The following is a 19810-nucleotide window of genomic DNA, read 5'->3' on the forward strand; positions in this document are numbered from 1 at the left end:
GGGAGGGCCCGGCCGCAACGCCGTAATCGGCGCACGGCGGGACCCTCCCCCGTACGTTGCTCAGCCGGCGACGAGCCCGACGAACCCGGCCCACGTGTCCGGCCCGACCGGCAGCATGGGGCCGCCGGCCTGCTTGGAGTCCCGGATGCGCATCGAGGGTCCGGCATACGCGCGCTCGGGCGTGTGCTTCGATCCGGTCGTAGTCAGGGTCGGCGGACCGGGTGCGCGCCAGCCCTTCGCTCCCTCGACCGAGGCATGGCCCGGGCGGGCTCGCCGCTCGGGGCTCAGGCGCCGAGCTTCGAGTGTCGAGGGCGGATCGGTCACCCGTTGGAGGGACGTCATCCGGGGGCCGAGCCCGGCGCTTGAGCTTCGGGATTCGGGGGTCGGGACGCGAGCGCCGAGGTTCGAGCGATGTTGTTCACCCGGTAGGTAAGAGGGGGGTTGGGAAAAACCTTCCCACCCTCCCCATCCCGCCACGACCAGCTCATATGACTAAACGTGGTCAGCTTGCGGCGCACGGTCACGGCTGCTTACGGTGCCCCCGACGAAACGACCCCGACGCGGTGCAGCAAACACCGGGCCGGGGTCTCACCTCAAGATCGAAACGGACGATCTCGTGGCTACCGAGCACCTTAGTCCTGCCCTTCGCGCACCCGCATCCTCGCGCCCGTACGCGAAAGCCCGCCCCGGCTACGGCAAACGCACCGCATCAGGCCAACGCCCGGCCCGCCCGGACGACTTCGCCCTGATGCCGGAGCGCGAGCGGTACATCGCCGCCTACCTCGACCGGCTCCCCGACGGCGCCGCGATGGACATCAAGTCCCTGGCCAAACACCTCCCCCTGTACGGGCAGATGGCCGTCTCCAGCGCCCTCAAAGCCCTCGGAGTGGCCGGGCACCTACGGCGCGTACGCTGCCTCACCGGCGAACGGGACCAGGTCCGCTGGGTCTCCCGCACCTACTGGTCCCGCACCGCCCGCGACAACGAATGGTGGGACACCTTCCTGACCACCGCGAACAGCACTCCCCCACGTGAAGCGGCACCCACTCCCCCGCCGACCGACACCGGCGCAGGCCCACGGCCGGTGTCACCCCAGCCTGCGCACGCGTCACCGGCCACCCCGCCCGAGCCCGCATCACAGCCCACCGAGGGCCCCGAGACCGCCCCCGCAAGCGTGTCGCACCCCGCACCCACAACGCCCGTAGCACCCTCCGTGCCCGCGCAGCGCACCCCGGCGACGGCCCCGGCCGCGCCCTCCCCCGCCTACCTCGCCCTGGCCCGACTCGGCCGCGCAGACACGCGCCTGACCCTCTCCGCAGCCGACTGCCACGCCCTCGAACCCCTCGCAGCCACATGGTTCGCACGCGGCGTGAACGCCGACTACCTCATCCAGGCCCTGTCGTCGGGACTCCCCACACAGGTCGACTCCCCCATCGGCTTCGTACGCCGCCGCCTCACCGACAAACTCCCCCCGCACCAGCCCACCAACCCCACCCACACCACAGCCCCCACCCCAGCCCGCCGCCTCCTGGCCGAATGCACCGAATGCGGCCGCCCCGGCCCACCCGAAGCACTCCCCGACGGCCTCTGCCGCCCCTGCCGCACCACCACCCCAGCCCCTGTTGCCGTGCCACCCGCCGAACGCGACGTCCACACACTGGTCAGCCAACTCCGCGACCTCACCCGACTGCCCTGACCACCGCCAACGTGGAAGAGCACGAAGGGCTGGGGCCCAGGGCCCCGAAGCGGCTACTTCTTCCCCCGTCGGGCAAGGACTGCCATGCCCACCCCCTGCCCTTCCCGCGTACACATCCCACGTACACCGCGTACAGCCACCCGGCGACAGCACGTCATCCCTGGTCACACAGGGCCACGATGCGTCAGCGTCAAGCACATGACCAGTAAGAAGCCGCCTCTTCCCGTGCGCCCCGCGCATTCAGCGCGCACCTCTCACGCCCGTTTTCCGTGGCACCAGTTCACGATGCGTTTCAGCTCGACCCCGCGCGGCGCCCGACTCGCCCGGCGCCTGACCGGCGAACGTCTCGACGCCTGGGGCATCCCGTACGGAAGCGATCCGCACGACGCGCTGACACTGGCCGTCGCCGAACTCAGCAGCAACGCAGTGCGCCACGGTCACGTGTCCGGCCGCGACTTCCGCCTCCGCCTCTCCGCCGAGGGCACGGCCATCCGCATCGAGGTCACCGACACCCGGGGCGAGTGCCTCCCCCGTCCCACCGCCGAACCCGCGTCGCCCGACCAGGACGGCGGCCAGGGTTTGCTTCTCGTCGCCGCCCTCACCGACCGTTGGGGCTGGTATCCCAGCCCGGACGGGCCGGGCAAGACGGTATGGGCGGTCCTGGAGATCTCCCCGTGACGCATGCCGCGGAGCGGGAGCCATCATTTCGAGGTCGTCATGCGGCCGATGCCGGGGCCGCATCGTGGCGATCGAGGCGCCTGGGACTGTGACACCGTCCACGACTGGTTCGTACGGTTGCCGGCCATCACCGCCGACCCGGTGGGAGAGGCTCAGATGGCCACCGTCCATGTGGCAACGGCCAAGCGGTACCTCGGCGAAGGCGAGGATCACGCCCCGCGCCCCCGTAGCGTTAGCTGCCTATTGGGCTGACCGCATAGGTTCACCGGCTTGGGGTGGTGTCCGGAGCTGGAGGGATCGGGCTGTGATCGTCTTGCCGTTCGTTGGGGGTGTTCTGGACTGCCCACTTGCGGAAGAGGGTGAGTGCCTCGGTGAGGTTGCCTGGTCCGCACGCGGCCTGGAAGGTCATCTCGGAGGTCCAGGCCATGACCCAGTCGTCCTTGCCGCGCTTGAGATCGTGGCGGGGGAAGTCGTGTCCTTCCAGGTCGGTCTCCTCCAAGTCGATGCGGACTGACCAACCGGGGTTATCGAGCGTGGCGATCTTGATGCCCCACTCGTGCTCCCAGTCCTCGTTGCACTGGGCGGAGTACCAACCCTGCAGCCAGTCCAAGACGTTCTCGGCTTCTTTCATGGCACGAGATGCTAACGAGTAGCCGCACGATAGGGCTTGGGACGTACTGGCCTGGCGGTTCGGCTCGGGGTGGATCAGCAGGCCGTCACGCGGACGAGGTCGAGTTCCGTGCTCGGCCTGCTGCGGGTCGGGCGCTTGGCACTGCGGTCGGAGACCAAAGCGCCGATTGCGGCGATGACATCAGGCAGGTCGTCGCGCTCGCCGGTCCAGCGTTGCAGCGACCGCCACTGCTTGATCTCTGCGTTGGCGTGCTCGACCATGATCCGCCGTTGGGATTGGCGGCGGCGCGCGTGGTCGTAGAAGTTGCGTTCGGACGGCCCGGCGTCCGCCGCTGGTTTTTTCGGCGGGGCACTGACCTGGCCGGGGAAGTCGCGGGCCAGGCCGACATAGCCGGAATCGACTTCGGCCTTCACCTTCGGGTGCAGCCGCAGCTGCTCCTCGATGCCCTCGGTGCGTACTGCGGTGGCATCGTGCATCCGGCCCGGGCGGATCGCCCCGAGCCACAGCTCCCGCCCCTGATCGTCGCTGATCATCGTGGCCTTCTCGGTGTTCTGCCTCTTCTTGCCCGACACGAACGCCTTACGGCCCGGCCGCCCCGCCTTCGGGCGGCGTACCTGCACCTCGGTACCGTCGATCCGCAGCGTGATCCCCTCGGCCTGGGCATAGGCGAACACATCCGCGAGGGTCCTGAGCCTGATCCCGGGCCGATCCGGCACCGCGAAGCCGCGAGCGGCCAGCAGCGGGCGCACCTCTCCGACCGCCCGGTCGATCGTGGAGGGTGAGACTCCGAACAGCGCCGCGAGCACCCTGTGCGACAGCGCCCAGCGCAGCACCACCAAGGTCACCAGCACCCGGTCCACGAAGACCAACTGGTGATCCGGCCCAGCCCCGGCCGCCCGCAGTCGACCGTGGCCACGCCGTTTGGCAAGCTCAGAGTCTCGGGCGGCGGTCCACGGCCCGGCCAACTCGGTGATCAGCGCACCCAGGTGTTCCTTCGAGATCCCGCACAGGGCAGAATCAGAACAGGCCGCACGGGCCCAGCTTGACTTCACACGCCAGATGATCCCGCGCGGATCTTCGCCCTCCGACACCAGGGCCGCTGCCGGAGCCTGGCCACCGATACCCCGATCATTCAGGCCCGGGCCGGTGCGCCCATTCCTGGTCGAGGATGCTGAAGACGTCGGAGTCACGCCAGCCGTCCCGGATCCGCGCCGTGTGCCGGTGCCGGCCCTCGTGGGTCATGCCGAGCTTGCCCAGCACCCGGGCCGATGCGACGTTGCGAGGATCGCAGGTCGCATAGATCCGGTGCAGTCCTATCAGCCTGAACCCTCTGCCGAGAAGTTCCCCGCCGATGGCTGTGCCCGCGCCTCGACCCCACGCCCGAGGATGGACGAGATAGGAGATCTCGCCCTGACGGTGGGCCAGGCTACGAACCTTCAACTCGCCGATACCGACGAGTTCACCGTCGAGGCAGGCCGCATACACGAATCTCGCCCGCGGGGACTGCAACCGGGCATCCACCGCGCTTTGGACGAAGTCCCGCGTCTGTTCCTCGGTGTTCGGCCCCCACGCCTGGTAGCGGCAAGCCTCCGCCAGGCTGGCGAAGGCATGCACAGCGTGGCAGTCACCGACAACAAGCTCACGCATAGTCACCGAGGTTTTCATCACGAGCTGATCCTGCCAGGCCAGCATCGCCACAAACCAGCGCTCAAGTCGCGGGGCTCCCACACGATCAAGATCGCGTCACTATCGTGCGGCTACTCGTAAGTCAGCCGCGAGTCCAGGACCGAACGCGGCTGGTTCAACTTGCCTGGGAGTCGCGATGGCCGAGCCGGTGCGCGTGCGAAGACTGACCGATCAGGAGGGGCAGCGGCTGCAGCAGATCGTGCGGCGAGGCAGCACCAGCTCGGTGCCTACCGGCGCGCGATGATGCTGCTGGCTTCGGCCGGCGGGAACCGCGTGCCGGTCATCGCCCAGCTCGTGCAGGCGGACGAGGACACGATGCGCGACGTCATCCACTGCTTCAACCAGATCGGCCTGGCCGCGCTGGACCCTCAGTGGGCGGGAGGCCGTCCCCGCCTGCTCAGTCCTGACGACGAGGACTTCGTCGTCGCGACGGCCACCAGCCGCCCGACCAAGCTGGGCCAGCCCTTCACGCGCTGGTCCCTGCGCAAACTCGCCGCCTGCCTGCGGAAAGTCCACGGCCGGGTCATCCGTATCGGCCGCGAGGCCCTGCGCTGCCTGCTCGCCCGACGCGGCGTCACCTTTCAGCGCACCAAGACGTGGAAGGACTCCACAGACCCCCAACGCGAAGCCAAACTGGACCGAATCGAACACATCCTGGAGCACTTCCTGAAGCACTTCCCCGACCGGGTCTTCGCCTTCGACGAGTTCGGCCCGCTGGGAATCCGCCCCACCGCAGGCTCCTGCTGGGCCGCCCAGACCAAGCCCGACCGCATCCCGGCGACCTACCACCGCACCCACGGCGTCACCTACTTCCGCGGCACATGCATCGGCCAGTACTGACCGGATTCAACCGGTCGCTGCAACACCGGTTTGGTGGAGCAACAGTAGCTGGTCATTGAACGCCTCGGCCAGAGTCTTGCGGGGTCTGAGGATTTACGGATCGGACGGTTTCGAGTTCACTCAGCACAGAAGTACGGGAATCGCCGAGTCGGGAAATACCGCATTTATACGCAATAAGCAAAGGGGACTGACAAGGTCAGGCGAACAAAATAACTCGCCCTTCATGGAAAATTTTCGGACACCAGGAAAGGACCCCGATGCCCAACGCCCTGACTCGCCTTCTCGAAATCTTCCCAGCGCCGAGCGAGCCCTGCCAGAAGGATTGGCCTGCGGTCGAGCGTGATCTTGGAGTCGAGCTTCCCACCGACTACAAGGAACTCGTCCGCGTCTACGGAGGGAGCAACTGGGACGACTACCTCTACGTCCTAGAGCCTGGGTGCCCAAATGAGAACTACGACCTTCTCGAATGGACAGCGAACCAGACCGAAGACCTCGAAGACCTATGGGAATTCGAGAAGAAGCCAACGGAACTGGAGATCGAGGGGGCCCGAGTAATCCCTTGGGCTACCACCGACAACGGAGAGTGCCTCTACTGGCTTATCCGGCCAGACCTCGAACCGGATAGGTGGACCGTCATGGTGAACGAGGCGCGCGGTGACCGGTGGGAGCATTAACGGCGCGAACGCGCACGTGTCCGCAGTGAGAGGGGAATGCGGTGGGGCGGCCGACCACAGGCGGCAGCGGTCTGACGGGCCCGCCACGGCGGTCTACCCGGCCATCTCCTCGGGAGAACGACGGGTGATTTTCTTGCCCGCTTCGGTCTCCACCAGGGTCACCGCACCGATCCAGTTGCCGTCATCCGGGTACTCCCAGTTGGCCGCATCTTCGAGGACCGCCGGAAGCTGACCGCGAGGCACCAGCTCCCCAGGCTGGAAGCCCTTCTCCCCTGACGGCGACGTCCACGGGGCGACTCGACGAACCTCGATCCATCCACGATCGATGAGAGTGAGCAAGATCCCTGCCAGCTCGTTCACAGGCCGGGACTGATCGGCTTCGTCGAGGTCGCCCCAGACACCAGCCAGGATGTCGATCTCATACGAATTGACCATGAACGCTTCCTCGGACTTGGACAACGCCTGCCACTCACGCTCACTCACTCATTCACCGATCATCGCAGGACACTCCGGTGATCGTTTCCGGTCAGAGCAGTGGTGTAGCCGTACTTCGAACCACACGGCTGGGCTGGCAGAGCATGGGTGGCATGCTGATGTGCACAGTGGGTGTCGTGCGGCGGTCTCGCTCAGGTGGTGGGAGGTGGCGGCCCCTGTGGGGCACTGAACCTGGGGGCCGCGAGCAACGGGCGTTTGGTCGCCGCCGGACGGTGGCCGCCGGGTGCCGTCGCCGCCGTACGGACCGGATCGGGCGTCACGTGCGGGCTGCCCGCTCCGGGCAGCCGAGGAGGTCCGGGCCGGCGGCCTGGCCGTCAGGGGGTGGCCGAGGACACCACGTAGACGACCGGTGCCGCCGGGTCCGTCATGTTGACGGTGATGTCCTGGGTGGGGCGGGGCTTCTTGTTCTTGTGGACCGTTCCCGCCCAGTCGACACCGGGGCCGAAGTACCACCCGGTGATCTTGATGTCGCGCTCGCCGATCGTGATCCTGCCGGTCTCCAAGGCGGCGCGGCCGGTTCCGACGCCACTCAGGAACCGGTCGAGTCCTGCGGATGTCGTACGGAACTTCACGTACATCCTGCTGGCTTTCCAGTTGTTCGTCTCGTAGTACTGGACGCCGGTCGCATTGCCCGGGATCGGCAGTTCGAAGATCCGGCGCTGCATCCCGGACGGCCAGTCCTCGCGCAGCCCCTGCGCGGCGGCCTCCGCTTCCTTGTCCTTGCCGGAGCGCCGGCTCTGCCCGGCGGAGATCACCAGGTAGCCCGCCGGGATACCGATGAGCAGCACGATGATGGTCAGCGTGATCAGCCGCCTGCGCACGACCTTGCGCCGGTCCCGCACAGGCGTACCCCCACCGTCACCGTCGCCGGAGGAACCGGAGGAACCGGAGGAACCGGAGGAACCGGAGGCCGGGGGCCGGCGCGGCAGGACGTGTTGTTCGGCTGCGGTCATGGTCGGTGATTCCTCGGGGCTGCGAGTGCGGAGTTCTGGTGGCCGGGAGGGGCGGGCGGGGCCGCCCCGGATCAGTCCGCGGTCCGGGTGCTGCGCGTGTTGCGGATGGTGCTCGCGGCCTGGTCGTAGAACTGGGCGTAGCGCTCATAGCGTTCGACGCGCCGCCGGTTGGTCCGCCGGAATCTGCGGGCGACCAGGCGGGCCAGGTCCGCGGCGCCGACCATACCCGCCTCCGGGCCGAGCTGAGCCTTGGCGATACGGGCCTCCGGACGGTAGCCGCGGCCCGTGAGGTGGCGCTTGAAGGCGTCCCTGGCCGGGCCGATCAGCAGGTCGTCGGCCGCGCTGACCCCGCCGCCGATGACGAAGCAGGAGGGGTCCAGCGCGGCGGCCAGATTGGCGATGCCCACACCGAGCCACTGGCCGATGTCCTGGAGGAGCTCGACGCACATCGCGTCACCCTCACGGGCGAGTTCGGTGATGAGCGGTCCGGAGATGTCGGCGATGTTGCCCTTGACGCGGTCCAGCAGGAAGTGCGCCACCGGGGAGTCCGCCGCGGCCAGCTCCCTGGCCTCGCGCACCAGGGCGTTGCCCGAGCTGTACTGCTCCCAGCAGCCGCGGTTCCCGCAGGGGCAGCGGTGCCCGCCCGGGACCACCTGCATGTGGCCGAACTCACCCGCCACGCCGTACTTGCCGCGCTTGACGTGCCCGTCCTCCAGGATGGCGCCGCCGATGCCGGTGCCCAGCGTGATCATGACCAGGTGGTCCTCGCCGCGCCCGGCGCCGAAGCGCCACTCCGCCCAGGCCGCAGTGTTGGCGTCGTTGTCGACCATCACGGGGACGACGAGCCGCGAGGCCAGGGCGTCCCGGAGGGGTTCGTCGCGCCAGGCGAGGTGCGGGGCGAACAGCACCTTGGAGCGGTCCGCGTCGACCCAGCCCGCCGCCCCGATGCCCACGGCGTGCACGTCGTGGCGGTCGGAGAGGTCGAGGACCAGCTCGACGATGGTGTCCTCGACGACCTGGGGGCTCTTGGACTTGTCGGGCGTCTCCGTGCGCAGGGTCTCCAGGATGTTGCCGTCGGCGTCGACGACCCCTGCCATCACCTTCGTGCCGCCGATGTCGATGCCGACGGTGGGGACACGGGGCGCCGTGAGGTGCGAGCGCCGCTCCTTCGTGCCGACGGTCCGCAGGACGGTGGCGCGGGCGGAGCCGCGGTGGGTGAAGTCGCGGTACGTGCTCATCGTCCCTGCGCAGGTCGGGGGGCCGGCGGTCGTTCTTCCGGCGGCGGACGGTGTCCGCCGTGCTCGATTCTGCCATTTCCCCGCCCCCGTGACCGGCGGACGGCACGGGGGGCGGGTGCCGTGAAGCAGGCCTATGGGGCGTCCTCACCGGGCGGACGGGCACCGGGACCACCCGGCGCGGAGACGCGCTCGAGCTCGTGGCTGAGCTCCTCCAGCTCGCTGCCACCCGCCATCTGACGGGTCAGTTCGTCCAGCGTGACGCCGTCCTTGGTGTGGCTGCCCGACATCGCGCCCCGCTTGAGGAGCACGAAGCGGTCGCCCACGAGATACGCGTGGTGCGGGTTGTGCGTGATGAGGACCACGCCGAGTCCGGCGTCCCGGGCCGCCGCCACGTACTTCAGTACGACACCGGACTGCTTGACGCCGAGCGCCGCGGTCGGCTCGTCCAGGACGAGGACCTTGGCGCCGAAGTGCACGGCCCGGGCGATGGCCACGCACTGGCGCTCGCCGCCGGACAGGGTGCCGATCGGCTGGTCGACGTCGCGCAGGTCGATGCCCATGCGCAGCAGCTCCGCCCGGGTCGTCTCGCGCATCTGCCGGACGTCGAGGCGCTTGAAGGGGCCTCGGCCCTTCGTCGGCTCGGAGCCGAGGAAGAAGTTGCGCCAGACCGGCATCAGCGACACGACGGCGAGGTCCTGGTAGACCGTGGCGATGCCGCGGTCGAGGGCGTCGCGCGGGTTGGCGAGCGCCGCTTCCCCGCCTTCGATCAGGAAAGCCCCGGAGTCGTGCCGGTGCAGCCCCGCGATGATCTTGATGAGGGTGGACTTGCCGGCGCCGTTGTCCCCGAGCACGCAGGTGATCTCGCCGGCGTGGACCTCCAGCGACACGTTCTCCAGGGCTCTGACGTTGCCGTAGTACTTGCTGACGTGGTCGAGCTCCACGAGTGCCGGGGAGGAGGCCGCGTCCTGGGCGGGAGTCCGGGGGGCCGTCATGTCGTCGCCTCCGCGCGCTTGCGTACCCATGCGTTGAGCAGGGTGGCCAGGAGCAGCATCGCTCCCAGGAAGAACTTGAACCAGTCGGGGTTCCACTCCGCGTAGACGATGCCCTTGCTGGTCATACCGAAGATGACCGCGCCGACCGCGGAGCCGATCGCGGAGCCGTAGCCGCCGGTGATCAGACAGCCGCCGATGACGGCCGCGATGATGTACGTCAGTTCGTTGCCGACGCCCTCGCCGGACTGCACCACGTCGTAGGAGAAGAGCAGGTGCTGCCCGGACACCCAGGCGGCGAAGGCCACCCCCAGGTAGAGCCCGATCTTCGTACGGATGACCGGGACGCCGACCGCGCGGGCCGCGTCGGCCTCGCCGCCCACGGCGAAGATCCAGTTGCCGAAGCGGGTGCGGAGCAGGATCCAGGTGGCCACGGCGACCAGGACCGCCCACCACAGGATGGTCACCTTCAGTTCGACGTCGCCGAGGGTGAGGTGGGAGGCGAAGACCTTGCGGGCCGACGCGAAGCCCTCCATGTCACCGATGGACTTGGTGGACACGGTGCCGCTGATCAGCTTGGTGAAGCCGAGGTTCAGGCCGGTCAGCATCAGGAACGTGCCGAGCGTGATGATGAAGCTGGGCAGTTTCGTACGGGTCAGCATGAAGCCGTTGAACGCGCCGAAGCCCAGGGTGACCAGCAGCGACACGAGGACGCCGACCCAGACGTTGGCCGTCATCTGGTAGCTGAACATCGAGGAGACCAGGGCCGAACTGGTCACCATCACACCGGCGGAGAGGTCGAACTCCCCGCCGATCATGAGGAGGGCCACCGGCGCGGCCATGATCCCGATGGTGGAGGCCGCGTACAGCACCGTCCCGAGGCTGGACGCCTGCAGGAAGCTGTCGGCGACGACCGCGAAGAAGAGGAAGACGGCCACGGCCCCGACGATCGAACCGAGCTCGGGTCGGCCCAGCAGCCTGCGCAGCGGGGAGGTGCGCAGCAGCCGCTCGTCGCTTCCCACCGGTGCCGCCGGTTGCCCGGTCGCCGTCATCGGGTGCCCCGGTTCGTGTACGCGGCGAGCGCGTCGGCGTCTTCGGCGGTGATGACCTGGGGACCGGTCAGGACGGGCCTGCCGCCGCCGAGCACGTTGCGGTTGTAGCGGTAGAGCCAGAGCAGGTCGACGGCCTCGTACCCCTGGAGGTAGGGCTGCTGGTCGACGGCGAATCCCAGCGTCTTGTCCTTGAGGGCGGTGGCGACGCTCGCGTTGAGGTCGAAGGTGTCGACCTCGGCGTCGCTGCCGGCTGTCTTCTTGGCCTTGACGGCCGCGGCGGCGAACGGGGCGCCGAGTGTGACCACGGCGTCGATGCTCTTGTCGGCGTCGAGCTTGGCCTCTATGGACGCCTGGACGTCGGGCATGTTGGTGCCGTCGACGTAGAGGTTCTGCATCGTGCCGTCGAAGGTCTTCTTCGCCCCGGCGCAGCGCTGCTCGTGGCCCACGTTGCCCTGCTCGTGCAGGACGCAGAGGGCCTTCTTGCGGCCCCGGGCGGTCAGCTCGTCACCGACGGCCTCGCCCGCGATGGACTCGTCCTGCCCGATGTGGGTGAGCGCGCCGAACTTCTCGGACTCGGCGGAACCGGAGTTCACCGTGATCACGGGAATGCCGGCCTTGACGGCCTTGGCGACGACGGTCTTCATCGAGTCGGGCTTGGCGAGCGAGACGATCAGGCCGTCGACCTTCTTGTCGATCGCCGTCTGGACGAGTTCGGCCTGCTGCTGGCCCTCGTCGTTGTGCGAGTAGAGGAAGTTGATGTTGTCCTTGACGGCCGCCTGCTTGGCGCCCTTCTGGACGATGTCCCAGAAGGTGTCGCCGTCGCCCGAGTGGGTGATCATGGCGAACGTCCAGCGGGGCGTGTTCACCGCGGACCGGCCCTCCGCGGCCTGTGCGGCCGCGCGCTCCTCCGCCCGCTTGCCGCCGGTGCTGCTGCATCCCATGAGGGAGGCGCCCAGCACCGCTGCCAGCACGGCGCCCATCGCGCGTACCCCTGTCCGAACCCTTGCCACGACGCCGTGCCCTTCCAGTGCTGCTCGCTGTGCTGCCTGTGGTGCCGGGGAGCGCCACTCGCGACCCGGCCGCCCAAGTATCCCCGAGCGGGATCGGGACCCGTCCGGCAGGGGCGTGGGCCGTGCCCTTCCGCCGTTGTAAGCGACACAGCATGACCACGTCAACGCCCCGGCGCGTACGCGTGTCCGCGCCCGCGCACCCGGGGCGGGCCGGACCGCCGCCGCAGGGTGGGGCGTACGTCCTGAATGCGCACCGTAGCCCTTGATTTGTCAGGACAAATAGTTGACAGGGCACCGGGCGGACGGCACGTTGGGTCCATGCGCATCGGACTCATCGGCACGGGCCGGATCGGTTCCTTCCACGCGGGCGTCCTGGCGCGCCACCCCCAGGTCGCCTCGCTGGTGGTGACCGATCCCGACGCGGACCGCGCCGCACGGGTCGCCGGGCGCACCGGTGCCGCGGTCGTCGCGGACGCGGCGGACGTCCTCGCCGCGGGCGTGGACGCCGTGGTCGTCGCCTCCGCCACGGCGGCGCACGCCGAGCTCATCGGCCGGGCGGCCCGGGCGGGACTCCCGGCCTTCTGCGAGAAGCCGATCGCGCTGGACCTGCCGGGGACGCTGGGCGCGCTGCGTGAGGTCGAGCGGGCGGGCAGTGTGCTCCAGCTCGGTTTCATGCGGCGCTTCGACGCGGGCTACGCGGCGGCGCGGGCGGCCGTCCGCGGCGGCGCCCTCGGCCGGCTGCACACCGTGCGGGCGGTGACCTCCGACCCCGCTCCCCCGCCCGCCGCGTATCTGCCGCTCTCCGGCGGCCTGTTCAGGGACTGCCTGGTGCACGACTTCGACATGGTGCGCTGGGTGACGGGCCGCGAGGTGACGGAGGTGTACGCCACCGGCTCGGACGCCGGGCACCCGATGTTCCGCGCCGCGGCCGACGTGGACACGGCGGCGGCCCTGCTGACCCTGGACGACGGCACGCTCGCCACGGCGACGGCCACCCGGTGCAACGGGGCGGGCTACGACGTACGCATGGAGCTGGCCGGCGAGCAGGACCAGATCGCGGTCGGGCTGGACGACCGCACCCCCCTCACCTCGGTGGAGGACCAGGGCCCGCCGGCACCGGCCGAGCCGTGGCCGGGGTTCCTGGAGCGCTTCGCTCCGGCGTACGAGGCCGAACTGGACGCGTTCCTGCGTGTCGTACGCGGGGAGGCGGCGAACCCCTGCGACGGCCGGGAGGCGCTGCACGCGCTGCGCGTCGCGGAGGCCTGCGAGCTGTCGCGCGCCGAGCGCCGCCCCGTACGCCTGACGGAGATCCCCGGCGCCTGAGCCACCGTCCCCGGCGGTGGCCCCCGTCGCTCCCGGCGCCGGGGCCCAAAACCCTTGCGCTACCAGGCCACCGGCAGCGTCACCGGCCCCCTGATCAGCATGCCCGTGCGCCAGGACAGACCGGCCGGGTCGGTGTCCAGCCGCAGTTCCGGGCAGCGTTCCAGGAGCGACCGGATGGCGATGCGGGCCTCGATGCGGGCCAGCGGAGCACCCAGGCAGTAGTGGATGCCGTGACCGAAGGCGACGTGCCCGCGGGCGTCCCGGGTGATGTCGAAGCGGTCGGCGTCCGGGTAGCGGGCCGGGTCGCGGTCGCAGTCGGCCATCGCGATCAGGACGAGTTCGCCGCCGCCGGGGATCACCGTGCCCCCGACGTCGATCGGCTCGGTGGTGAAGCGGTACGTCGGGGTCTCGACGGGGCCCTCGTAACGGAGTGTCTCCTCGACCGCGTTGTCGATGAGCCCGAAGTCGGCCCGTAGGGAAGCCAGTTGCTTGGGGTGGGTGAGCAGGCTCAGGACACCGTTGGAGATGAGGTTGACCGTGGTCTCGTGCCCGGCGACCAGCAGCAGCCAGGCCATGCCCATGAGTTCGTCGGGAGAGAGCCGGTCCCCGTCACCGTCCGCCGTGTGGATCAGTGCGCTCATCAGGTCGTCACCGGGCGCCGAGCGCTTCTCGGCGAGCAGTCCGCCCAGGTAGCCGGTCATGGCGGCAGTGGCCCTGCCGCGCGCCTCCGCGTCCAGGGAGGACACCGCCGTGTTGGACCACTCGCGGAAGGCCTGCCGGTCCAGGGTCGGCACCCCGAGCAGTTCGCAGATGACGGCCATCGGCAGGGGGAACGAAAGCGCCTCGACCAGGTCGGCGCTCCGGCCGGGTCCTTCCAGCATGGAGTCGAGCAGGGCGTCCGTCATCTCCTGGACGCGCGGGGCGAGCCGTTCCATCCGGCGCGGGGTGAACTCCCGGGCGACGAGCCGGCGCAGCCGGGTGTGGGCCGGGGCGTCCGAGCTGAGCATGGACGTCCCCGCGGACACCTTGCCGACGCCGAGCGCGGGCGAGGCCCTGTGCCATTCCTTGGAGAGCCGCTGGTCGGCGAGGAGGGCACGCCCCGCCTCGTACCCGACGACGAGCCAGGCCGTGGAGCCCTCCGGGATACGGACCCGGTGCACGGGCCCGCGGGCGCGTAACCGGGCGTAGACGGGATAGGGGTCGCGGATGAAGTCGTCACCGAGTGCACCGAGGTCGAGCAGGACTTCCGTGGTCACGGCTGTTCCCTTCAGGTCGGTTGAGCGGAGAGTACGGTCCCCTGGGCCACCGCGCACAGGGTCTCGGTCCCGTCGTCGCCGACGGTGTGGAGGTCGCAGCGCACGACGGCCTGCCTGCGGCCGGTGTGGACGACGGTGGCGCGGGCGGCGAGGGTGCGGCCGGTCGCCGGGCGGACGTACTGGATCGAGAATCCGCCCGTGAGCACGGCGGGCCCGAGGGCGGTCCCGGCGGCGAAGGTGAGGGAGTTGTCGGCGGCGTAGGCCAGCACCCCGCCGTGCAGGAAGCCGTTCTGCTGCAGGAGTTCCTCGCGGATGTCGATCTCGAGGGTGGCCGCGCCGTCCCCGAACTCCGTGAGCCGCGCCCCGAGGAGCCCGCTGAAGGGCTGGCTGTCGAGGACCTTCTGTGCGGTGCGCAGGGAGAGTTCAGTCATGGTGGGCCTACTGTCTCACCGGCGCACGGCTGGCGGCGGACTTCCGGGCCGGCATCCGGGGAAGCCGGTGGACTCCCCGCCGTCCGGGCCCCTCACCGGCCGGGGTACCGGTCGAACGGGCGCGCCGGCCGAGCCCGCACCCTCCGGCCGGGTACGCCGGTGAGTGCGCGGACCACGGTCGTCGGCAGCGAAGGGCGAGCGCGCCGGACGGGCACCGTGGCGTCGAGGAGTCCGGCGGTGATCCCTCGACGCACGGGTGGCGCGCCTCCCTACGGCCCGTCGCACCTGCTCGTCGGCAGGGGGCGCCTCGTGATGCTCGGACCGGCGTGGCGAGCGCTCTCAGGACCTGCGGTCCGCGCTGCGGCGCCCCCACGCCGTACCCGCCAGGATGAGCACCGCACCCAGCACCCCCGGGAGGCCGAGCCGCTCGCCCCCGAGGAAGATGCCCACGGCGGCGGCCCAGAGGGGTTCCGTACCGAGGAGCAGGCTGACCCGGGACGGTGAGGTGCGGCGCACCGACCACATCTGCACGAAGAATCCGAACAGCGTGCAGAAGACGGCGAGGAAGACCAGCCCGGCCCATGCGGCGGGGCCGAAGTCCGCCGCGGCCTCCCAGGGCGCCCGCCCGGTGCCGGGGACGGCGGCCAGCACGGCGAAGACGGCGACCGCGCTGCCGAGCTGGACGGTGGTGAGCGAGAGGGAGTCGGCGTCCTTGACCGCCTTGATGCGGGCCATCGCCAGGACGTGGACCGTGCGCGCGAGGGCGGCGAGCAGCATCAGCAGGTCCCCTGCCGAGGGGCCGGTGAAGCCGCCGCCCTGGGTCAGCAGGACCACGCCGGCGACCGAGAGTCCGGCGGCGGCGAGGAAGGCGCCGGACGGCCGCGACCGGGTCACGGCGGCCTCGGCGAGCGGGGTGAAGATCATCGTGAGGCTGATGACGAGTCCGGCGTTGGTGGCGGACGTGTGGACGACGCCGTACGTCTCCAGCAGGAAGATGCCGCTGAGCACGAGACCCAGCAGGGCAGCCCCCCTCCACTGCGCCGCGTTCAGGGCGCGCAGTCCGCGCCACCCGACGACGACCAGGGCGGGCAGGACGATCGCGAAGCGGAGCACGAGGACGGCCACCACGGTGTGGGTGGTGGTGATGCCCTTGGCCGCCAGGTAGCTGGCGCCCCAGACGGCGGCGACGAGCAGGACGGGCAGGTCGGTGACCCACGCGCGGCGGGTCGGAGCCTGCGCGGGCAGGACGGCAGCGGACACCTGGGCTCCTGGTTCTCCACAGCGGGAACGATGTGGAGACCTCGCCGGCTCACACGGGGAGCGATCACCGTACCGAACGCACGGCCCCCTCGGGAACCTCCGTCCGCAGGCCGGTCCGGCCCCCTGTCCCCGGGGGCGCTCCCCGGCCGAAGCGGTCCTCGGAGGGGGCCGGGTCCTCCTAGAATGTCGGTCTTGGGACCCTCGGACACACGGAGTTGGCACATGGCTGGAGCGCGGCTGGACGGCCGGGTCGAGCGGGGGAACCAGACCAGGCAGCTGGTCCTGGGACGCGCGGTCCACGTCGCCTCGATCGAGGGTCTGGAGGGCCTGTCGCTGGGACGGCTGGCCACGGAGCTGAAGCTGAGCAAGAGCGGTGTGTTCGCCCTCTTCGGCTCGAAGGAGGAGTTGCAGCTCGCCACCGTGCGCGCGGCCGTGACCCTCTTCGTCGGGCACGTCCTGACCCCGACCAGGGCGGCGGCGCCGGGACTCGGCAGGGTCTGGCGGATGTGCGAGAGCTGGCTCTCGTACTCGCAGCGGCGGGTGTTCAGCGGGGGCTGCTTCTTCTACGCGACCATCGCCGAGTTCGACTCCCGCACGGGCAGGGTGCACGACGCGCTGGCGGCCACGCAGACGGGGTGGGTCACCTTCGTCGAGGAGACGATCGAGGAGGCCCGGGTGCGGGGCGAGCTCGCCCAGGACACCGATGTCTCCCAACTGGCCTTCGAGTTGATCGCGTTCATGGAACTGGCCAACGCGGAGTCCGTCCTGCACGACAACAACCCGGGCTACACCAAGGCGGCGCGGGCGATCCTGGGGCGGCTGCGGGGCGCCGCCACGGACCCTTCCCTGCTGCCTCCCGCTCCCTGAGGACACCCGGGGGTTCGGGAGGTCTCGCCGAGGCACTCCCCGGGCCGGTTGCGCCTCGGGAAGTCACCGCACGAGCGTGGCCGGCCTCGCCGCCGGCCGGCACTCGTCGATCCGCGGGGGAGCCGCCCCCGCGCCCGTCCCGGGGTTGCCGTCCGTTTCCCGCCGGTGTCCGGGGGGACGGGGGACTTTGCTTGTCCTTGTCGCCGCCACATCGGTGCGGCGGCTCTCCTAGGACAGGGAACCCGACATGACCAGCAGCAACAGGACCGCGCTCGTGACCGGCGGAAGCCGCGGCATCGGTGCGGCGACCGCCCTCCGCCTCGCCCGCGACGGCGTCGACGTGGCGCTCACCTACGTCCGGGACAAGGAGGCCGCCGAGGCGGTCGTCCGCCGGATCGAAGGGTACGGGCGCCGCGCGCTCGCCCTGCGCTCCGACGCGGCCGACGCGGACGCAGCCGGCGGGGCGGTGCACGAGGCGGCAGATGTGCTGGGGCGGCTCGACATCCTCGTCAACAACGCGGGTATCGGCGTCCTCGGGCCGATCACCGGTCTCGCCCCGGCCGAGGTGGACCGGGTGCTCGCCGTCAACGTACGCGCGGTGTTCCTCGCCTGCCGTGCCGCGGCGGACAGACTGGCCGACGGCGGTCGCATCGTCTCGCTCGGGACGGCGCTCAGCAGGTACGCGGGCGGCCCCGGCGGCACGCTCTACGCCATGAGCAAGTCCGCCCTGGCCGGCCTCACCAAGCCGCTGGCCCGGGAGCTCGGCCCGCGCGGCATCACGGTGAACCTGGTCCAGCCCGGGCCCGTGGACACCGACCTGAATCCGGCCGACGGCCCCTTCGCGGACGGGCAGCGGGCCGCCACCGCTCTGGACAGATTCGGGAAGGCCGACGAAGTGGCCTCCCTGGTGGCCTACCTGGCGAGCGCGGAAGCCGCCTACATCACCGGGACGGAGGTGGTGGTGGACGGCGGCCACGCCGCGTAACCCGCCTCGCGCCGCTCCGCCCCGGCCCGCTCTACGCTGGCGGGCACGGGACGGTACGCGAACGAAACGGGAGATTATGAGCCAGAACCCGACACCGGTGCACACCCTCGTCGACGGCCGCACCGTCCCGGCGGTGGGCCTCGGCACCTGGCCGCTGGACGACGAGGCGGCCGAGAAGGCGGTGGCCGGGGCGCTGGGCCTCGGCTACCGGCTCGTGGACACCGCGCTGAACTACCGCAACGAGAAGGGCACCGGGCGGGGGATCGCCCGGAGCGGCGTCCCGCGCGAGGACGTCTTCGTCACGACCAAGGTGCCCGGCCGGCACCACGGTTACGAGGAGACACTGGCCTCGTTCGAGGAGTCGCGGAGCAATCTGGGGCTGGAGTACGTCGACCTCTACCTCATCCACTGGCCGCTGCCCGGCGTGGGGAAGTACGTGGACACCTGGAAGGCGATGATCAAGCTCCAGGAGGACGGTCTCGTGCGCTCCATCGGCGTCTCCAACTTCACGGCGGACCATCTGGACCGGCTGGAGCGGGAGACGGGGGTCGTGCCCGCAGTGAACCAGATCGAGATGCACCCCCTGCTCCCCCAGGCGGAGCTGCGGGCGGTACACGCCGCCAGAGGCATCCTCACGGAGAGCTGGAGCCCGCTGGCCCGGGGGCGCCAGGTGCTGGAGGCCCCGGAGGTGGTCGCCGCCGCACGGGCGCACGGGGTGACGCCGGGTCAGGTGGTGCTGCGCTGGCACACCCAGCTCGGTGCGGTGCCGATCCCGAAGTCCGCCGATCCGGGACGGCAGCGGGAGAATCTCGACCTGTTCGGCTTCGAGCTGACGCCGCAGGAGCTGGAGCGGATCGGCTCGCGGCCCCCGCACCGCTTCGGGGGCGAGCCGGAGACGCACGAGGAGTTCTGACGGGGTGGCACGGGGCGCGGTGACACGGGGCGGGCCGGCCGGTGACCGGTGGCCTGGGGCGTCCCGGTGACCGGCGGGGCGGGGCGGCGGGCGACCGGTTATCCGGGACTCCCGGTCGGCACATGCGCGGGGCGGCCGGTCACCGGCGGCGCCGGGCGCGGTGGCACGGGTCGGGGCAGCCGGTGACCGGTGGTACCGGGCGACCGGTTATGCGGGACTCCCGGCCGGCAGGTACGCGGGGCGGCCGGTCAGCGGTTGCGCGGGGTGACCTCCGACATGCGGGACCAGTCGTCGCCGGGCACCTCGACGTTGATGATCTCCGGCACCTCGGCAACCAGATCCGACATCGTCTCGATCGCGGCCTTGAAGTGCGCGGAGTTCACGTGCTCCACGCCGGCCTCCTGCGAGGCGAACGCTTCGAGGAGGACGAACTGGTCGGGGTTCTCGACACTGTACGACCAGTCGAAGAACAGGTTGCCCGGCTCCGCCCGGGTGGCGAGGGTGAAGGCGTCGACGGCCGGGAGCCAGTTGTCGCGCTCGGCACTGCGGACGGTGAACTTGACGGCGATGAAGATCATGGCGACTCCCGGTCGGCGTGGCTTCCCGCACGGTGCGGGCGTCGACCAGCGTCCCACAGGCCGTCGAGCCCGGGCATGCCCGGCACACCGCGTGCCGGGCATGCCCTCAGGAGTGCTTCGGGCGCAGTGCCGTCTGCCCGCGGGGCAGGCCCGGCGGTGTCCGGCCGGCGCGATCGCACGGCGCAGGGCCTGCCCCGATACCGGATGTACCGGGCCGCCCCCGACGACGCGGCCCGTGGGTGTGCCGGGCGCCGC

Annotated in this window: 21 protein-coding genes and 1 pseudogene; 8 read left to right on the forward strand and 14 right to left on the reverse strand. The window is 70.7% G+C overall.

Annotated elements, in window-relative coordinates:
- Positions 1 to 60: 60 nt before the first annotated feature.
- Positions 61 to 153, reverse strand: coding sequence for a DUF397 domain-containing protein (locus tag ACH4VO_RS27745; protein WP_360993444.1), 93 nt, complete (start codon positions 151 to 153; stop codon positions 61 to 63).
- A 463-nt stretch (positions 154 to 616) separates the two neighbouring features.
- Here ACH4VO_RS27745 and ACH4VO_RS27750 point away from each other — a divergent pair, with 463 nt between their 5' ends.
- A complete protein-coding gene (locus ACH4VO_RS27750) occupies positions 617 to 1696 on the forward strand; it encodes a MarR family transcriptional regulator (RefSeq protein ID WP_360993442.1) in 1080 nt (359 codons plus the stop codon).
- A gap of 198 nt (positions 1697 to 1894) precedes the next feature.
- A complete protein-coding gene (locus ACH4VO_RS27755; protein WP_360993439.1) occupies positions 1895 to 2374 on the forward strand; it encodes an ATP-binding protein in 480 nt (159 codons plus the stop codon).
- 262 nt (positions 2375 to 2636) lie between these two features.
- Here ACH4VO_RS27755 and ACH4VO_RS27760 read toward each other — a convergent pair whose 3' ends face one another.
- The 3 genes from ACH4VO_RS27760 to ACH4VO_RS27770 all read right to left on the reverse strand — a co-directional run bounded on the left by ACH4VO_RS27760 (position 2637) and on the right by ACH4VO_RS27770 (position 4697).
- Positions 2637 to 3005, reverse strand: coding sequence for an immunity 53 family protein (locus tag ACH4VO_RS27760; RefSeq protein ID WP_360993436.1), 369 nt, complete (start codon positions 3003 to 3005; stop codon positions 2637 to 2639).
- A 74-nt stretch (positions 3006 to 3079) separates the two neighbouring features.
- Positions 3080 to 4057, reverse strand: a complete 978-nt coding sequence (locus tag ACH4VO_RS27765) for a transposase family protein (protein ID WP_360993433.1) — start codon at positions 4055 to 4057, stop codon at positions 3080 to 3082.
- A 76-nt stretch (positions 4058 to 4133) separates the two neighbouring features.
- On the reverse strand, positions 4134 to 4697 hold the full coding sequence (locus ACH4VO_RS27770) for a GNAT family protein (RefSeq protein WP_360993430.1): 564 nt from the start codon (positions 4695 to 4697) through the stop codon (positions 4134 to 4136).
- Between the two features lie 130 nt (positions 4698 to 4827).
- Here ACH4VO_RS27770 and ACH4VO_RS27775 point away from each other — a divergent pair.
- Together ACH4VO_RS27775 and ACH4VO_RS27780 are read left to right on the forward strand one after the other, a co-directional pair.
- Positions 4828 to 5510, forward strand: a pseudogene (locus ACH4VO_RS27775) (helix-turn-helix domain-containing protein); the annotation flags it as partial.
- A 278-nt stretch (positions 5511 to 5788) separates the two neighbouring features.
- Positions 5789 to 6205: an SMI1/KNR4 family protein gene (locus ACH4VO_RS27780; RefSeq protein WP_360993427.1), complete on the forward strand. Its 417-nt coding sequence runs from the start codon at positions 5789 to 5791 to the stop codon at positions 6203 to 6205.
- A 93-nt stretch (positions 6206 to 6298) separates the two neighbouring features.
- On the opposite strand, the gene ACH4VO_RS27785 is transcribed toward ACH4VO_RS27780, so the two are convergent.
- The 6 genes from ACH4VO_RS27785 to ACH4VO_RS27810 form a co-directional block, all read right to left on the reverse strand.
- Entirely contained in the window at positions 6299 to 6688 is a 390-nt protein-coding gene (locus tag ACH4VO_RS27785) for a hypothetical protein (protein ID WP_360993425.1), read from the reverse strand.
- A gap of 326 nt (positions 6689 to 7014) precedes the next feature.
- Positions 7015 to 7653, reverse strand: a complete 639-nt coding sequence (locus ACH4VO_RS27790; protein WP_360993423.1) for a hypothetical protein — start codon at positions 7651 to 7653, stop codon at positions 7015 to 7017.
- A 71-nt stretch (positions 7654 to 7724) separates the two neighbouring features.
- Positions 7725 to 8891, reverse strand: coding sequence for an ROK family glucokinase (locus tag ACH4VO_RS27795; protein WP_069169556.1), 1167 nt, complete (start codon positions 8889 to 8891; stop codon positions 7725 to 7727).
- 131 nt (positions 8892 to 9022) lie between these two features.
- A complete protein-coding gene (locus tag ACH4VO_RS27800) occupies positions 9023 to 9883 on the reverse strand; it encodes an ATP-binding cassette domain-containing protein (protein ID WP_360993418.1) in 861 nt (286 codons plus the stop codon).
- Positions 9880 to 10932 (reverse strand): ABC transporter permease, encoded by a 1053-nt coding sequence (locus ACH4VO_RS27805; RefSeq protein WP_360993416.1) that lies wholly within the window; start codon positions 10930 to 10932, stop codon positions 9880 to 9882. Before ACH4VO_RS27805 ends, ACH4VO_RS27800 begins: the two co-directional genes overlap by 4 nt.
- Complete coding sequence (locus ACH4VO_RS27810; RefSeq protein WP_360993413.1) at positions 10929 to 11912, reverse strand: sugar ABC transporter substrate-binding protein; 984 nt, start codon at positions 11910 to 11912, stop codon at positions 10929 to 10931. The genes ACH4VO_RS27805 and ACH4VO_RS27810 overlap by 4 nt, the downstream gene beginning before the upstream one ends.
- 348 nt (positions 11913 to 12260) lie before the next feature.
- Here ACH4VO_RS27810 and ACH4VO_RS27815 point away from each other — a divergent pair, with 348 nt between their 5' ends.
- Positions 12261 to 13265 carry a Gfo/Idh/MocA family oxidoreductase gene (locus tag ACH4VO_RS27815; protein WP_360993412.1) on the forward strand — a complete coding sequence of 335 codons (1005 nt, stop codon included), beginning with the start codon at positions 12261 to 12263 and terminating at the stop codon, positions 13263 to 13265.
- Between the two features lie 59 nt (positions 13266 to 13324).
- Here ACH4VO_RS27815 and ACH4VO_RS27820 read toward each other — a convergent pair whose 3' ends face one another.
- From ACH4VO_RS27820 to ACH4VO_RS27830, 3 genes are all read right to left on the reverse strand, one after another.
- Complete coding sequence (locus ACH4VO_RS27820; protein ID WP_360993409.1) at positions 13325 to 14521, reverse strand: cytochrome P450; 1197 nt, start codon at positions 14519 to 14521, stop codon at positions 13325 to 13327.
- Between the two features lie 11 nt (positions 14522 to 14532).
- Complete coding sequence (locus ACH4VO_RS27825; protein WP_360993406.1) at positions 14533 to 14952, reverse strand: PaaI family thioesterase; 420 nt, start codon at positions 14950 to 14952, stop codon at positions 14533 to 14535.
- A 339-nt stretch (positions 14953 to 15291) separates the two neighbouring features.
- Complete coding sequence (locus ACH4VO_RS27830; RefSeq protein WP_360993404.1) at positions 15292 to 16212, reverse strand: DMT family transporter; 921 nt, start codon at positions 16210 to 16212, stop codon at positions 15292 to 15294.
- A gap of 222 nt (positions 16213 to 16434) precedes the next feature.
- Here ACH4VO_RS27830 and ACH4VO_RS27835 point away from each other — a divergent pair, with 222 nt between their 5' ends.
- From ACH4VO_RS27835 to ACH4VO_RS27845, 3 genes are all read left to right on the forward strand, one after another.
- The gene (locus tag ACH4VO_RS27835; protein ID WP_360993401.1) at positions 16435 to 17079 is read left to right on the forward strand and encodes a TetR/AcrR family transcriptional regulator; all 645 of its coding nucleotides are present in this window, start codon (positions 16435 to 16437) and stop codon (positions 17077 to 17079) included.
- A 247-nt stretch (positions 17080 to 17326) separates the two neighbouring features.
- Positions 17327 to 18064: an SDR family oxidoreductase gene (locus ACH4VO_RS27840; protein ID WP_360993398.1), complete on the forward strand. Its 738-nt coding sequence runs from the start codon at positions 17327 to 17329 to the stop codon at positions 18062 to 18064.
- A gap of 76 nt (positions 18065 to 18140) precedes the next feature.
- The gene (locus ACH4VO_RS27845) at positions 18141 to 18977 is read left to right on the forward strand and encodes an aldo/keto reductase (protein WP_360993396.1); all 837 of its coding nucleotides are present in this window, start codon (positions 18141 to 18143) and stop codon (positions 18975 to 18977) included.
- A gap of 248 nt (positions 18978 to 19225) precedes the next feature.
- On the opposite strand, the gene ACH4VO_RS27850 is transcribed toward ACH4VO_RS27845, so the two are convergent.
- Complete coding sequence (locus ACH4VO_RS27850) at positions 19226 to 19555, reverse strand: putative quinol monooxygenase (RefSeq protein WP_360993393.1); 330 nt, start codon at positions 19553 to 19555, stop codon at positions 19226 to 19228.
- Positions 19556 to 19810 lie beyond the last annotated feature (255 nt).

The sequence above is a fragment of the Streptomyces sp. NPDC020780 genome (assembly GCF_044334475.1).
Lineage (GTDB): Bacteria > Actinomycetota > Actinomycetes > Streptomycetales > Streptomycetaceae > Streptomyces.

What these genes read in the sequence shown, in the direction of transcription:
- ACH4VO_RS27745 (WP_360993444.1), bottom strand. Translation starts at nt 153, where the DNA reads ATGCGCATCCGGGACTCCAAGCAGGCCGGCGGCCCCATGCTGCCGGTC.
- ACH4VO_RS27755 (WP_360993439.1), top strand. Translation starts at nt 1,895, where the DNA reads ATGACCAGTAAGAAGCCGCCTCTTCCCGTGCGCCCCGCGCATTCAGCG.
- ACH4VO_RS27760 (WP_360993436.1), bottom strand. Translation starts at nt 3,005, where the DNA reads ATGAAAGAAGCCGAGAACGTCTTGGACTGGCTGCAGGGTTGGTACTCC.
- ACH4VO_RS27770 (WP_360993430.1), bottom strand. Translation starts at nt 4,697, where the DNA reads ATGCTGGCCTGGCAGGATCAGCTCGTGATGAAAACCTCGGTGACTATG.
- ACH4VO_RS27780 (WP_360993427.1), top strand. Translation starts at nt 5,789, where the DNA reads ATGCCCAACGCCCTGACTCGCCTTCTCGAAATCTTCCCAGCGCCGAGC.
- ACH4VO_RS27790 (WP_360993423.1), bottom strand. Translation starts at nt 7,653, where the DNA reads ATGACCGCAGCCGAACAACACGTCCTGCCGCGCCGGCCCCCGGCCTCC.
- ACH4VO_RS27795 (WP_069169556.1), bottom strand. Translation starts at nt 8,891, where the DNA reads ATGAGCACGTACCGCGACTTCACCCACCGCGGCTCCGCCCGCGCCACC.
- ACH4VO_RS27800 (WP_360993418.1), bottom strand. Translation starts at nt 9,883, where the DNA reads ATGACGGCCCCCCGGACTCCCGCCCAGGACGCGGCCTCCTCCCCGGCA.
- ACH4VO_RS27805 (WP_360993416.1), bottom strand. Translation starts at nt 10,932, where the DNA reads ATGACGGCGACCGGGCAACCGGCGGCACCGGTGGGAAGCGACGAGCGG.
- ACH4VO_RS27810 (WP_360993413.1), bottom strand. Translation starts at nt 11,912, where the DNA reads ATGGGCGCCGTGCTGGCAGCGGTGCTGGGCGCCTCCCTCATGGGATGC.
- ACH4VO_RS27815 (WP_360993412.1), top strand. Translation starts at nt 12,261, where the DNA reads ATGCGCATCGGACTCATCGGCACGGGCCGGATCGGTTCCTTCCACGCG.
- ACH4VO_RS27825 (WP_360993406.1), bottom strand. Translation starts at nt 14,952, where the DNA reads ATGACTGAACTCTCCCTGCGCACCGCACAGAAGGTCCTCGACAGCCAG.
- ACH4VO_RS27835 (WP_360993401.1), top strand. Translation starts at nt 16,435, where the DNA reads ATGGCTGGAGCGCGGCTGGACGGCCGGGTCGAGCGGGGGAACCAGACC.
- ACH4VO_RS27840 (WP_360993398.1), top strand. Translation starts at nt 17,327, where the DNA reads ATGACCAGCAGCAACAGGACCGCGCTCGTGACCGGCGGAAGCCGCGGC.
- ACH4VO_RS27845 (WP_360993396.1), top strand. Translation starts at nt 18,141, where the DNA reads ATGAGCCAGAACCCGACACCGGTGCACACCCTCGTCGACGGCCGCACC.
- ACH4VO_RS27850 (WP_360993393.1), bottom strand. Translation starts at nt 19,555, where the DNA reads ATGATCTTCATCGCCGTCAAGTTCACCGTCCGCAGTGCCGAGCGCGAC.